The sequence below is a fragment of the Roseovarius aestuariivivens genome (assembly GCF_004761875.1).
In the GTDB taxonomy this organism is placed as follows: domain Bacteria; phylum Pseudomonadota; class Alphaproteobacteria; order Rhodobacterales; family Rhodobacteraceae; genus Roseovarius; species Roseovarius aestuariivivens.
Genome location: NZ_SJEY01000014.1, coordinates 1 through 12,949, shown reverse-complemented (window position 1 = coordinate 12,949; position 12,949 = coordinate 1). Strand labels below are relative to the sequence as shown.

Annotated in this window: 15 protein-coding genes and 1 tRNA gene; 8 read left to right on the top strand and 8 right to left on the bottom strand. The window is 55.8% G+C overall.

Going from position 1 to position 12,949, the window contains the following annotated elements:
* Nucleotides 1-86 precede the first annotated feature (86 nt).
* The 4 genes from truA to EZV60_RS17785 all read left to right on the top strand — a co-directional run bounded on the left by truA (nucleotide 87) and on the right by EZV60_RS17785 (nucleotide 3,747).
* Nucleotides 87-866 (top strand): tRNA pseudouridine(38-40) synthase TruA, encoded by a 780-nt coding sequence (gene truA, locus EZV60_RS17800; protein WP_135507213.1) that lies wholly within the window; start codon nucleotides 87-89, stop codon nucleotides 864-866.
* A 55-nt stretch (nucleotides 867-921) separates the two neighbouring features.
* Nucleotides 922-998 (top strand) — tRNA-Arg (locus EZV60_RS17795).
* 141 nt (nucleotides 999-1,139) lie between these two features.
* Entirely contained in the window at nucleotides 1,140-1,919 is a 780-nt protein-coding gene (locus EZV60_RS17790; protein WP_135507210.1) for a hypothetical protein, read from the top strand.
* The gene (locus tag EZV60_RS17785; RefSeq protein WP_135507208.1) at nucleotides 1,912-3,747 is read left to right on the top strand and encodes a 7-cyano-7-deazaguanine synthase; all 1,836 of its coding nucleotides are present in this window, start codon (nucleotides 1,912-1,914) and stop codon (nucleotides 3,745-3,747) included. The genes EZV60_RS17790 and EZV60_RS17785 overlap by 8 nt, the downstream gene beginning before the upstream one ends.
* On the opposite strand, the gene EZV60_RS17780 is transcribed toward EZV60_RS17785, so the two are convergent.
* From EZV60_RS17780 to EZV60_RS17770, 3 genes are read right to left on the bottom strand one after another with little or no spacing between them, the layout of a single operon-like run.
* On the bottom strand, nucleotides 3,744-4,820 hold the full coding sequence (locus tag EZV60_RS17780) for a tyrosine-type recombinase/integrase (protein ID WP_245306352.1): 1,077 nt from the start codon (nucleotides 4,818-4,820) through the stop codon (nucleotides 3,744-3,746). The two genes, EZV60_RS17785 and EZV60_RS17780, sit on opposite strands and share 4 nt — an antisense overlap.
* Nucleotides 4,795-5,298 (bottom strand): helix-turn-helix domain-containing protein, encoded by a 504-nt coding sequence (locus tag EZV60_RS17775; RefSeq protein ID WP_135507204.1) that lies wholly within the window; start codon nucleotides 5,296-5,298, stop codon nucleotides 4,795-4,797. Before EZV60_RS17775 ends, EZV60_RS17780 begins: the two co-directional genes overlap by 26 nt.
* On the bottom strand, nucleotides 5,298-5,501 hold the full coding sequence (locus EZV60_RS17770) for a MerR family transcriptional regulator (RefSeq protein WP_135507202.1): 204 nt from the start codon (nucleotides 5,499-5,501) through the stop codon (nucleotides 5,298-5,300). Before EZV60_RS17770 ends, EZV60_RS17775 begins: the two co-directional genes overlap by 1 nt.
* A gap of 515 nt (nucleotides 5,502-6,016) precedes the next feature.
* Between EZV60_RS17770 and EZV60_RS17765 the strand changes: the two genes are divergently transcribed.
* Both EZV60_RS17765 and EZV60_RS17760 read left to right on the top strand, forming a co-directional pair.
* Nucleotides 6,017-6,442 (top strand): ester cyclase, encoded by a 426-nt coding sequence (locus EZV60_RS17765; protein WP_135504181.1) that lies wholly within the window; start codon nucleotides 6,017-6,019, stop codon nucleotides 6,440-6,442.
* A 240-nt stretch (nucleotides 6,443-6,682) separates the two neighbouring features.
* Nucleotides 6,683-7,462, top strand: a complete 780-nt coding sequence (locus EZV60_RS17760; protein ID WP_135507199.1) for a lysophospholipid acyltransferase family protein — start codon at nucleotides 6,683-6,685, stop codon at nucleotides 7,460-7,462.
* A gap of 175 nt (nucleotides 7,463-7,637) precedes the next feature.
* On the opposite strand, the gene EZV60_RS17755 is transcribed toward EZV60_RS17760, so the two are convergent.
* The 4 genes from EZV60_RS17755 to EZV60_RS17740 form a co-directional block, all read right to left on the bottom strand.
* Nucleotides 7,638-8,375 (bottom strand): dienelactone hydrolase family protein, encoded by a 738-nt coding sequence (locus EZV60_RS17755; RefSeq protein WP_135507196.1) that lies wholly within the window; start codon nucleotides 8,373-8,375, stop codon nucleotides 7,638-7,640.
* 158 nt (nucleotides 8,376-8,533) lie between these two features.
* Nucleotides 8,534-8,974, bottom strand: coding sequence for a DUF6326 family protein (locus tag EZV60_RS17750; protein WP_210115123.1), 441 nt, complete (start codon nucleotides 8,972-8,974; stop codon nucleotides 8,534-8,536).
* A 1-nt stretch (nucleotide 8,975) separates the two neighbouring features.
* On the bottom strand, nucleotides 8,976-9,677 hold the full coding sequence (locus EZV60_RS17745) for a DUF2306 domain-containing protein (RefSeq protein ID WP_135507194.1): 702 nt from the start codon (nucleotides 9,675-9,677) through the stop codon (nucleotides 8,976-8,978).
* A gap of 25 nt (nucleotides 9,678-9,702) precedes the next feature.
* A complete protein-coding gene (locus tag EZV60_RS17740) occupies nucleotides 9,703-10,461 on the bottom strand; it encodes a class I SAM-dependent methyltransferase (RefSeq protein WP_167853577.1) in 759 nt (252 codons plus the stop codon).
* 95 nt (nucleotides 10,462-10,556) lie between these two features.
* Here EZV60_RS17740 and EZV60_RS17735 point away from each other — a divergent pair, with 95 nt between their 5' ends.
* Both EZV60_RS17735 and EZV60_RS19585 read left to right on the top strand, forming a co-directional pair.
* Nucleotides 10,557-11,441, top strand: a complete 885-nt coding sequence (locus EZV60_RS17735; protein WP_135507190.1) for a LysR family transcriptional regulator — start codon at nucleotides 10,557-10,559, stop codon at nucleotides 11,439-11,441.
* A gap of 384 nt (nucleotides 11,442-11,825) precedes the next feature.
* The gene (locus EZV60_RS19585; RefSeq protein WP_135507188.1) at nucleotides 11,826-12,227 is read left to right on the top strand and encodes a YybH family protein; all 402 of its coding nucleotides are present in this window, start codon (nucleotides 11,826-11,828) and stop codon (nucleotides 12,225-12,227) included.
* Nucleotides 12,228-12,266: 39 nt separating this feature from the next.
* On the opposite strand, the gene EZV60_RS17725 is transcribed toward EZV60_RS19585, so the two are convergent.
* Nucleotides 12,267-12,659 (bottom strand): nuclear transport factor 2 family protein, encoded by a 393-nt coding sequence (locus tag EZV60_RS17725; RefSeq protein ID WP_135507185.1) that lies wholly within the window; start codon nucleotides 12,657-12,659, stop codon nucleotides 12,267-12,269.
* Between the last annotated feature and the right edge of the window lie 290 nt (nucleotides 12,660-12,949).

Below are 12,949 nucleotides of genomic sequence, written 5' to 3'. Positions count from 1 at the left end.
CTCAAGATAGTCTCGCCCGCACGGGCACACCAGAGGGGAGCGTGAGGGGATTGTTCCCCGTGACGTCGCGCGCTATGAGCCGCGTCATGCCCAGATACGCGCTCAAGATCGAATATCACGGTGCGCCTTTTTCCGGCTGGCAAAGGCAGGCCGACCAGCCGTCGGTGCAGGGGGCGCTCGAAGACGCGCTCGCCCGGCTCGAGGACGGGCCGCACACCATCGCTGCGGCCGGGCGGACCGACGCCGGTGTGCATGGGCTTGGACAGGTCGCACATTGCGATCTTTCAAAGGACTGGGATCCGTTTCGACTGTCCGAGGCGCTGAATTTTCATCTAAGGCCCGCACCCGTCGCGATCCTGGATTGCGCAGAGGTTGAAGAGGACTGGCACGCGCGGTTCTCGGCCGTGCGCCGCCATTACCTGTTCAGACTGCTGATACGCCGCGCGCCTGCCACGCACGACAAGGGGCTGGTCTGGCAGGTGCAGCACCCTCTGGACGTGACCGCGATGCGCGCCGGCGCGGCGCATCTGATCGGCTATCACGACTTCACCACCTTCCGCTCGACGATTTGTCAGGCCAAGAGCCCGGTGAAAACGCTCGATACAATCGACATCGTTGAGGCCGAGGGCCTTGCCGGCCCGGAAATCCGGTTCCACCTGCATGCCCGTTCTTTCCTTCATAACCAGGTTCGCAGCATCGTCGGCACACTTGCACGCGTGGGGGCTGGCAGTTGGTCCGCCGAAGACGTGAAAGCCGCTCTTGAGGCCCGCACTCGCGCCGCCTGCGGTCCAGTATGCCCGCCTCACGGCCTCTATCTCGCGGCCGTGGACTATCCAAACAATCCCTTCGCAAAAGGTTTCGGATAGATCTGAATTACCTTTGATCTTGTCCACCACGCCGGGTAAAGCTGCCCGCGCAAGCGGTCCCGTAGCTCAACTGGATAGAGCAGCTGACTTCTAATCAGCAGGCTGAGGGTTCGAGTCCTTCCGGGATCGCCATTAATTTCAAGGATTTAGCATGTATCCAGCGCATACAGCCGAAAGGGGGGTAAGCGCAGGGAAGCATGCGACATTGGTTTTTCTGATTTCTGTTGCCATTTTTCCTGTCGTGAATAGCGTTACCGCAACAGGGAGGAAAACATGGGCCACATCCGGCTCGGCACGTTACCGCAGTCGAAAAAGTGGCGCGATGTCGTTGGGCTTCTGGAAACCGACGCATCAATCGACTTACTTGCAGCGGCTGCGTCGAAAGCATCCGAGACAGACTTAGCGAGAGCGCCCGAAGATCCCGGCTTCCAGTTCGTCAGCTCTCTGCTTGTAAAACTGCCGTTCCTGGCGCGTGCGCCGGGCTTCGAAGTTGCACTGGACGACCTCGGTGTCGGTCGCGATGCGTTAAGCTCTGTCACAAGATTGCTGTCAGGACTGGAGAGCGCAATCGACCGGCAGAGCTTTGAGACCGGACACTCAAGCGATGTAGGTGACCTCGCGAAGGCGGCTCTGCTTGAAAGCCTCTCCGTCCAGATGAGGGATCAGCTCCCAACGCTCTTTGAACCAACACCTCAGGAAGTTCGGAAGGCCCTTGGTCGTTTTTCCTCGGGAGACAACTTTGCCCTGCTGGCCCGCGATTTCTTCGCAAGGCTGACCTATCGATCTCTTGACTATTATCTCAGCAGAGAACTCGCCAACCATACAGGCGAGGATCGCCGCTTCAGCTCTGATGCGCAACGGGTCGCGTTCCAACAGGCGCTGGCGCAACACACATTTGAGGTCTCCCGCATCGTCGAGTCGTATGCCGGTGGCTGGTACGGCAAGACGATCTGGCAAAAACAGTCGCTGGACCAGGACTCGATCGGTCAGTTCACGCGCTACGCGTTTCGGAAGATGAGAGCCGAACTAGCGCGTCGGCAAGACAGTGCCTGAGTATCGCGTCACTTGCCTGCCCGCTGTGACAACAAGTGGCGGCGACGAGGAGTTGCGGCTTGCCATCGATGGTCGCGAGGTGGGCATCAAACTTTGCATCGAACAGTTGAACCGACAATTGGTTGCAGCTCTCCCGGATCGCGCCCTGGATCTGCTGGAGATTGCGGCCCTCGTTTACTGCGCCGATTCCGCCGTCAGTCGCGGAGGTCCGGCCGATCAGCAGATGGGCGCCAAATGGCATCGCCGTTTCCTTGTCGATATGCCGGTGCGCGACCTGTTTTTTTGGCAACAATCCGACGCGCTCAAGGCATTGGAACAAGCCCTGATGTTCTTGTCGGGCGATCGGTTCGTGTTCGAATTTGACCTTAAGACGGAGCCAGAAGCCGAACGCTCCCGGTTCTTCAAATTTGTCCGGGACCAGGCGTGGGAGGCAAACCGTGTTTTGATGTTCTCTGGTGGCCTCGACTCTTTTGCAGGTGCCGTCGAAGAGATCGCGGAACAAGGCAGCAGCGTGGCCCTTGTCAGTCATTTCTCCTCTACCAAGATCGCGCCGATACAAAGGGCATTGCAGAAGGCCCTCAGTCAAAAGTTTGGTCCTGATACGTGCAGACATCTGCCGGTGCGTGCACAACTGACGGCCGGCACGGCAAAGGAGAGCACGCATCGCAGCCGATCTTTTCTCTTCGCCGTACTGGGTGCGATTACCGCGCAAGCCTTTGGAAGAGACCGTGTCTCCTTCCATGAGAACGGGATCGTCAGTCTCAATCTGCCGCCTGTCGGAAATGTTTTGGGCACGCGGGCAACCCGGACAACGCATCCACAGACGCTTACGCGGTTCACCGAGTTCCTGGGAAAGGTCTTCAAGCGGGGTATGCGCGTCGACAATCCGTTTTTCTGGCGTACCAAGTCAGACGTGATTGAAACGATCGTGCGGCTTGGTATGGGAGACCAGATCAAGCACACCCGGAGCTGCGCCGATACCCATAATCAAACGAAGCAGTATCCGCATTGTGGACGTTGCTCGCAGTGCATCGACCGGCGGTTCGCAATCCTCGCCACCCAGACGGAAAGGTTTGACCCGGAAGAAGCTTACCGATTGGATCTGATGCAAGGTCCAAGACGCAACGTTATGGATCGAGAAATGGCGTTGTCCTATCTCCGCAGTGCACAGACGTTCGAGCACATATCGCCGGACACACTGGAACGCAGCTTTCCGGCCGTGCTGGATGCAGTGGACCAACTCGACAAACCGCCAAACACCGCACTTGAAATGATCTCCCAACTATTGAAGCGGCATGGCGAGGGCGTCTGCTCGGTGATGCGAGAGGCAAACCGGACCACCCGCCTTGGTGATTATCCCCCCGACAGTCTCCCAAGGCTCTACGGAGAATTGCAGCGTGGCGCTGTGTTCCCGCCCTCTGTGCCGATTTCGACAGCGCAAAGCCTCAAGAACCGTGAACCCATCTTGATGGAAATCGACGACGCAAGACGGTTTGTTCTGATTGCGAAACGTGTTGAACTCAGGAAATCTGCAGCCGCCGACCTGCTGATACTCCTCGCGAAAAGTTGGCTCGAAAGCTCAGGCGAGGGAAAAGACCCGCTGGACTACACGCTAATAAGTGCGGTCATAATCTCTCTGAGGCTTGGGGTGGAGGGCGGTGAGGCCGTTCGTAAACGCATTAACAGGACACGCTCTGATCTGAAAAAGAAGTTCATATCGGCCGATCTAGGCGTGGAAGACGCTGAAGCGTTGATCGAGAACATTCCCGGGCAAGGCTATCGTTTGAACCCTGAAGGCGTGATCGTTCGCGTCCGTAGCGATCCTTAGTCGTCTTCAAGTACACTAAAGTCGTCTTCCGAAGAACCAGTCCCGCGGTCGCGAAACCTTGCCATGAGCTCCACCTGCCGACCCGGCGCAACAGAGCCGTATGACCGGAACGTGGTCAGAACATCCTCATGACCGAGGTTTTGCGACCATGCCTTGTAGTCTTCTGGTGTTCGGCAATGGTCATTGGATAGCTCCACCAAAGTATCCCGCACGCGATGGGGGGAGAAAGGTGGCAGACCAGTGTCTTCGAATGCCGTCTTGAAGATCCGGGCGACACTTGAGGGGTTTGTCCAAGGTTCGCGCGCGATGCCGAGAGCCTCAAAGCGGCGCGAGGCGCCGACCCCGATCCTTGTCTTTGGAAACAGCGGATCTGCATGGGACCAGCAATACTCCTGGCGCAGTTCTGTAATCCACTCCCTCACAATCTGTTCGACCTCGTCTCCGATGGGAAAAAACGCGGTTGTGAAAGACTTGGCGAACTTCGTATCGACCACGCGACCATCGAAGGTAACGCAAGCATGATCCAGGTCGATATGACCCAGACGCAGGCTGATCGCCGCAGCTACTCTCGATCCGGTCAGGAACAGGAAGGCGATAAACGCTCGGTCTCGTCTCTGGACAGTTTTCTCAGATGGCATTGCACGGACAACGCGTCGCGCCTGTTCCGGCGATGGATGCGGTTTCCACAGGTTAGATCGACGCGCATTCTCAGCTCTACGATCGGGTGTGAGGTAGGCGACGTCCGCATGCGTGATCTTCGACTTGTAGCCGGGCTGATCTGCCAACCAGCCAAAGAACGATTTGACCTCCCGAAGTGTGCTGCCGATGGTTGTGGGCGACAATGGCGCGCCGGTCCGTTCGTTCTTTTGACGGCCAAGATGGCGTTTGTAGGCGCGTGCCCGTTCGGGGTGAAACGCTCTGAAATCCTTCCCCTCAAGATAACGATCATAGGTGGAAATCGCAGCAGCCGCTTTGTCGATTGAGGCTTCGGAAAAGCCCTTGGCCTCCTTGAGCCAGACCAGGTACTTGCGCTTGATACGCAGGTTGTCAGCGTTGTGTCTTGGCATGGTCATTTGCCTCCTGTTGGAAGGTTACATTCAAGGGGGCATCTGTCCGGGACACTAATCTTGGGCTTGGCCTCTGAATTGTGACCTCGATTTTGGCCTGGATGGCGTCGAGGTCGTCGCGTCGGATCACTTTGTGCATGAGGCTACCGCAGGTTGGACAGAGCGCGGTGAGCATGCCGGATGTCGGCGAGTGCTGCTGGTAATCAGCCATCTTACCGTCTGGCTCGCGCGGGCCTTTGCAGCCGAGGCAATAGCAGTGGTGCAGTTGTAATTTGCAGCGCCGTTTCTCGCGCCTGTGACCCAGGAAGTTTTTGAGATCTGATCCCTTGATCAGCCACGGTTTGCGGGAAGTGTCCGCAGTGAGACCATGCTGCGTGATCCAGCGACGGACGCTTTGCCTGTGTACTTTCAGTACTTCAGCTGCCTCAGCCGGCGTGTAAATCCGGTGAGTCTTGATCCGGAACGGTGAGGGACGCTTGGCCATCACCCATCCTCCGGAGGCAGCGGTCCGCAGGTGTTCTGACACCGCTGTCCTGCCTCATAGGTCTCGATGTCCGCCTCGTCATAGAGAACCCGCGCGCCGATCTTGAGAAACCTTGGCCCTTTCCCAAGCCATCGCCACTGTTCCAACGTCCGCGGCGACAGATGCCACCGGACCGCCAGTTGCTGTTGTGTAATCTTTTCCATTCCAGCCTCTGCTGCTCGTCGCGGCACGAGGAATTTCGCCCCGCTTCTGTGATCAAGTCTGGAGGCTGATTGGCGTGTAGTATGTGGACATTGCTGATAAAGGCGTGACAAATAAAAAGGCTAAGTCATTGATATAAAATGACTCACTTTCGAAAGATGTGACACATCAGAAAAATGCGTGACGTCGCAACCACCCGGTTGGGAATCATCTTCGCTAGGGTCTGCAAATGGCCGGAAAGCTGACGTTAATCAAAATAATTGGAAGACTGCTTCGAGCCCATCCAAGACATTCGTGTCGAGCGCAGAAATCGGTGAAAAGGGCGGTTTCAGGTCATTCGCGGCCAGCGCGAAGGTATCGAGCGTGGGAATAGAAAGCAGACTTTCAGAACAGTTTGAAATCGAGCATATCGCTGCGCCGCTGCAAGGCAGCTCCGAGCCCGGATTAGCCATTCCAGTGGACTTGTGAAGGCCGGCTGCTAATCTCGCCGAACCAACACCCATAAGGGGCCAGGGACATGCACCCTACTGAAAAGGTAGTTCGACAATTTCACGAGTCTTGGGATATGCGCGATCCAGATCGCGGCGCGGAGGTCATCGCTGAAGACTGTGCTTTTGAGGATATTGCCCGAGGCGAGAAGCTTCCCGGCAAGGAAGCCTACAAATCTGACTACTATCGCTGGCGAGAGGCATTCCCTGACGGGCTTTGCAAAGTCGAAAACGTCATTGTCAGCCAAGACGGGCAATGGGCTACGGTCGAGTTTCGGAACACTGGCACACATACCGGCGTTCTGCGCTCCAGCCTTGGAAATTTTCAGCCAACCGGCAAGAAAGCTGAAGTCCGGTATTGTTCAGTGATGCGCGTCAAAGACGGCATGGTGGTCGAGGGCCGGGATTATTACGACAGCGCAACCATCGCTCGGCAGCTGGGATTAATCAGCTGACCAAAGAGATAACCCTGTCGCAGCGTGAGTTTCACAGGTGGCAAGCCAAGCATCGGGCGGGATACATTAAGTCCGCACACCAGACCTTGGCGCATTGTGCAGCTGACGACCGGAACGAGCCCGATTCTGTCATCACAAAGCACCTGCGTGAAAGAAATCAGGGGACCAGCTGCGAGCCATCCGTAAAACAAGCTCCATCCGCCCAGGCCTTTCAAATTGATTAATTGACTTGGCGCGGGTATGGCCAATTCAATCAAAGCTTTAGGTCTTATGACACACGCCCTGGAATCGATTGAAGAAAACTGGCGTGGGGGGAAAGCTTCACTCCGGTTTCTTATAGGTGCACCGTTAGCGATGCGCAGGATAGCGCGCGGAGCGCATGTCGGCAGACAGGCACGGGCACCACTCGAGAGTCTTTTTGCGACGTATCTCGAGGACTGTCGATTTGAAGTCGCTGTCGAAGGGGAGATTCCTGCGGCAGGCACGGGCTGCATCCTTTCTCACAACGAGACATCGTTCGCGGACTTGGCGGCGTATTTCGTCGCTATCTGGCCGCATGTAGATCGGCTCGCCGGTGCCGATGTGTATCGGCACATCCCCTTTGCCCGCAAAGCATGCGAGAAACTCGATATTGAGTTGGTTTCACGGGGCAACCGAAGTTCCACCGATCCCCTTGTCGACCGCATGGTGGCCGCGGCGAAGGACGGCAAAAGAGTTGGTTGGGGGGGCGAAGGCAGGCTTTCGGGCCGGGACGGAATCGGACGCTTCAAGGTAGGCGGCAGTATCATCGCGATCAGGGCGAAGGCACCCATAATACCGGTGGTGATACAGGGTGGCCACCATGCCATGCGGCTTGGAACCGTCCGTGCGCGTCCGGGCAAGATCCGAGTCCGTTTCTGCAAGCCCGTGTCCACCGAACCCTATGACGAAGTCGACGCGCGGGAGCTTGCGGACAAGTTGCAGCGGGTCATTTCCCAAAACTACGCTGCGCTGTCCGACCGTCAGGTCGATCTAAAGTAATCCCTTGTCGGGTATTAATTGCTTTTCGCCGCAGACCAGGCGCATGCCCCAGCGCGCCCGTGTCCGTTTGGTCCCGCGAAGCAGACCTTGGCGCTTGTTGCAGCTGATGACCGGAAAGAGCCCAAAGTGCTTGATGCTGCACTCCGCATGAACGGCAGCTTCAGTCGAACAGCTCTTATTCTGAAAGGTGTTCTGCTAAGAAACGTTCGGCTATGCTCCACGCTCTTTGCGTGGCTTTTTCGCTGTAAACGATGCCTTCAGCAGGAGCGTCTGCCCGGGGATGAGTGAATGCGTGGCTCGTATGGCCCAATGCAAGAAGCTGCCAGTCAGCGGACGCCATCGTAAGTTCATCTGTGAGACTGATAACATCGTTTGGTTTGGCGAGCGGATCATCCCATCCGTGCAACACGAGAACAGAAGCCTCAATTACATCGGGAGGCGTTGATGCCCAAGCTGGACGGTCAAATAGTCCGTGGAACGATACCACCGCCTTGAGCCCCAAGTTTGCGCGCGCGGCATCAAGCGCACATTTTCCGCCAAAACAGAAACCTATTGCGGCTGTACGGTCCGCTGCAACGTTTTCCATCTCTTGCATGGCGGTATGTGCAGCCTTCAGCCGTTCAAGCAAAAGGACCCGATCTGCGTCCATCTCGCCCATCAATTCTGTCGCTTCATCACCTGTCGTGGCACGACGACCTTGACCATACACATCAATAGCGAAGCCGACGTAGCCCAGTCGGGCTAGTCGTTCAGCATGGGTTGCATCCACATCGGACTGACCGCCAAACGCATGGCAAACCATCACGCCGCCTCGTACCGACTTTGCATCCTCAAGGGGCCGACTAACTATACCTTCGAAGGGGCCACCTGGGCCGTCATACACGAAAGGCTTGGTTGCGATTTCGGATATCATTTGATTGCCCTGCAAAATGGAACTTCGACTGAGGCTAAACACATTGAAACCGGACCTCCATATTCCCTCAACGGATGCCCAGTTTGTCCTGTGGTTTCAACTGATCGCTGCAACACAGGCTTCAAATTTCTCGGCTGGCGTTTGGACGTGCGCTTGGATCAAGCGGTCAGACGCCGCGCATTTAAGGTGTTATTGCATCTGTCCGGTCCGGGGTCTGCCACCGCCATGCTATACCAACGATGGCAATTAGAGCGATCAACTGAATACCCATGAAAAAGACATTGTCGAGGTCGGGTTTGAGGTTCATCGCGACGATCATGGCCATGGTCAAAAGGCCCACACCAATGTTCGCCCATCGATTTGCGCCACTTGGCAACAGTAATGCGAGAACTGTCATCAAAATCGGGATCTCTATCATGATCCCCCCCCAGCAGCATCAAGATGTCAGTCACGACGACCCCGTCAATCGTGCCGGAAATCATTTGCTCCAACATGCCGGGGCGGCCCAACTCATGAATGTCACGGGCAAAGAAATTCAGGATAACGAAGATCCAAAGGATCGACAAAAGGACGCGGGGATTACGATTTTCGTATTTCATTTCAAGTTTCCCTTCGTAGTGTTGAGCGCGGCGTAGGGGGTAATGACGAACTACTTCGCAGTCCTATCGCTGGCCTGAGCATGGAACGGATCAAGATTTCCGCGACCAGCAGATTAAGAACCCAAGCAAAGATCATCAGCCCATCGCGCAGCGGTCCCATCGCCTCGGAGCCGACCGTGATGATCCAGGCAATACCGACGACGGCCTGTGTAGATGCGCCTTGGCCAATGGCATAGGCTCGCAGCATTGATGCGCCATGTTGAAAGATGTCACGGGCTCTGATGGCGACCACAGCGCAGAAGATGAGCCCGATCATTGCCGTGCCCAAGACAATCCGAACCCAATACAGCGCCGGACCTTGCAGCGCTTCGGAAAAGACATAGAAATGCGTCATCCACAAACCGCTCAGTGCAGAAACACATCCGGCCACGGCGATCACCCGCCCGTTGATGCGATGTGTTGTCGGATGTTGCCGCCGGATGCTTGGCAAGAACTGAACCGCCCCGACAATGCAGAACAAAAAGCTGCTTAGGATGTGAACAATGATGGGCGTTGGGGCAAGCAAGGCCCGTGGGTTCACGGGTGCAATTTGTGGCCCGCCGGCAAGTTCCAGAACACGGATCAAACCGCCAAAGGCAGGAATGAACGAATAGACCAGGATAAGGCCCAAAACGGCCCATTCGGTTTTTTGCAAACTTATCATGAGAAATCTCTCAATTGGTTTCCAGTCATGTGGGACGCCGTGCCCAAAAGGCTGTGCTTGCGACCCCAGCACACGCGCCAAGGTGGACCGGTTCGCATCCGACATCGGCGAGTTGACAATCATGCAACCACGCCACGCCCTGCTTTTCAGTGACTGCCCATGTGCGCCATTTAAGTTGGATAAGCGCGCCGAAGAGTGAGGGGCGTGTTAAGCAAACGAACACCATTCCACCCGGTTTCAGAACGCGGATCATTTCCCTGAGCGCGCGTTTCGGATCAGGCAGATGTTCTAGGACATGCGCGGCCATGACCACGTCAAAAGACTGATCATCATAAGGCAATGACAAAACATCAGCTTGTTGACAGTGGGCACGCAGTCCGGCGGCGTGCATCTTTGATCGGGCCCGCACCAGCATCTTGGCAGAGGTATCTATGCTATGGAATGTGACCCGATCCACGAGGATACGATCAAGAGCAATCGACAGGCTTCCGGTCCCGACACCGCAATCAAGGACCCGCGCCTGTGGCCCAGCTTGCCCAAGAACCGTTGCGATATGAGAGGTCAAGAGCGGTTCTTGATAGGCGGCTTCCAGTCGAAAGCGAGCCGCCGTGCGCTCCCAACGGCTTGAAGCAGCATCATAGCGGTTGGCAAGATCCGCAGAAGAGAGCGGCAGCCTCTTCACGAGGACTTCCCAGGAGCCGATACGACGAGAGGCCATGAGAACTGCGTCCTCCATCACAGGGGTTTGCGTTGGCAAGAGGCCCTTGTTTTGGAGCTGTGTCATATTCGTTGCCTGTCTTGGGTTGGTCGATGGCAGACATAGAACGCGGGGCATCAATACGAAATTGCACATCCTTGTTGGTCTGGTATACGTAAATCATGGAGTGGAAACGATCAGCCTTCGACTGGAATCAAGCACGGGCATTTCTCGTTACCGCCGAGGAAGGATCTCTGTCCGCAGCCGCGCGGGCGCTTGGGCTTACGCAGCCGACGCTCAGCCGACAGGTTGCAGGTCTCGAAGAGGCCTTGGGCGTGACACTCTTTGAACGAACGTCGCGGGCGCTCTTGCTGACGCAATCAGGCGTAGAATTGCTTGTGCATTTTCGAACGATGGGCGATGCCGCGAACACCATATCCGTTGCAGCAACAGGCCAATCTGAAGCCGTCACCGGACATGTGTTGATCTCTGCGACAGACATGATGGCGACATATTTTCTGCCGCCGATCCTCAAGAAACTGAGCAAAACCGCGCCAGATCTCCAGATTGAGATTATCGCATCAAATGAAGTAAGCGATCTGCGGCGACGTGAAGCTGATATCGCGATCCGTCATGGACGACCCACAGACGAGGCCTTAATTGCAAAGCGGCTCAGGGATACAACAGCGCATCTTTTTGCATCAAAGCAGTATCTTGATGAAGTGGGACGTCCAAAGTCGCACGCTGACCTGTCCGAGTTAACGTTTGTTGGTTTCGACCAGCCAGAACTGCGGCTTGGTTTAATGGCGTCACGTGGCGTCAATCTAACGACAGCAAATTTCAATTTTTCGACGTCAAGCGCGACGCTCATGCTCGAACTTGTCCGGCAGGGATTTGGGATTGGTATTCTTCCAGTTGAAGTAGGAGCGGCCTATCCCGAACTGGAAAACCCTTTCTCAGCGTTTGAGCCGCTCAGTATCGAGACATGGCTGGTGGCCCACCGCGAGTTAAAAACAAATCTACGAATTCGCGTGGTTTTTGATTTGCTTGCTGAGGGTATTGGTTAGAAACGTCGAAGCTCCCTCCTAAGATTTGCTACTTAAAGACCACCTCCGATTGTTCAACGAACCTTCGGCTGTGCCATCTCATGGGAGGTCCCAGCACAGATGAAACGTCATTTTCGGTCAATGGAACAGGTGCAGCGAATTCACATTTTGTCCGCATGGCTGCCGGTGAAGACAGTCACGCCGAACGGCGGCTCCCAATCAAGACCGGACCTTCATGCTTACCGCAGCGATTGACCGCCTAGCGCCCATTTTGACGGATGCTGCGCAGCGCATGAATGTCAGCTCCGCAGTGCATGATCGAAAAAGTACCAGAGTACAGTATAAGTTGGCCTAACAGCTGTTTATTCAGCACGAATGTTCAGGTCATGCACGAGGAGAACGTGAGTGTCTTTCAAGCAAGAGTGCCAGAATCTGCTCGATCACTATGTTACGTATTACCAAGCGCGGGACGCCAAAGGATGCGCGTCCTTATATGCAGCACATGCTGAGATGTACTCACCGTTTGGACCACCCGCAATAGGAAGGCGGGCAATAGAAGACGCACACGCCGAGTGGGTCATGGAAGGCTCAGAAAACAAGAAAATCACTGTCTCAAGTGCGAACAGAGATGGGGATCTCGGCTGGTGTGTTGCGCAGTTCAGCGAAGGCACGACAGGGGAAGGCATCTCACTCAATGTTCTGTCGCGACAGCCTGATGGTAGCTGGTTAATCACGCACTGCAGCCTTAACGAGGCGCAGTCCCAGCCCGCGAAAGAGCCTTCTGGCCAACCCTGCGAGCCGCAATAGGGCACACAGCAAAACTGATTCTTTTAAAGGAAACCGCGGTTATCCAGCGACTTGGCGGTCGTATTCCTCACCGTCGAACCAACCCAAAGAGGATGTGACTTTCATTTCGTCGTCTAGTTCCCATTCTTCCCAGCCCTGCACGTTCAGCGGGTTCCCCGTGTCGGCGTGGTGACCGGTAAATGTCCACATGTAGAGGACGTGTGATCCGGCACCACGAATGCCATCACATGTTAGCTGTAAATCTGGTACGTCAGCGTGAAAGCCTGCAGCCATCGCCGTTAGGCCCTCGTGACCAACAGAGGGATCTCCTCGGTTGATGACGATGCTACTGCTGGACGCATGGAACGCCGCAACATTCTCGGGAATCTTGGAGTTCCAAGCCTCCGTGTAGCGACGCGCAAGTTCATCCAATTCATTTTGAGTATATGACATTCTTTTGCCCCCGCTTTTCTGGAAGCGTATGATTCCCGGTCCTATGAGGCAAGAAGCTGTCTTTCGATAGCGCCGGGCCGATGCCAGCTTTGTCCGCTGAGCGGTCATCGAACACAAATGGAGCAAGGTCTGCTATCCCAAGGATCGGCCGTTCGTGTCTGAACGTTCGGACAAACAGTTTGAAATGACGAACGGCTGGTGCCGTCCGCCAAACTCTCAAATGTCGATCTTCTCGGCGATGCTCAACGCGTCGTCGATTTCGACCCCAAGGTATCTTACCGTGCTATCAA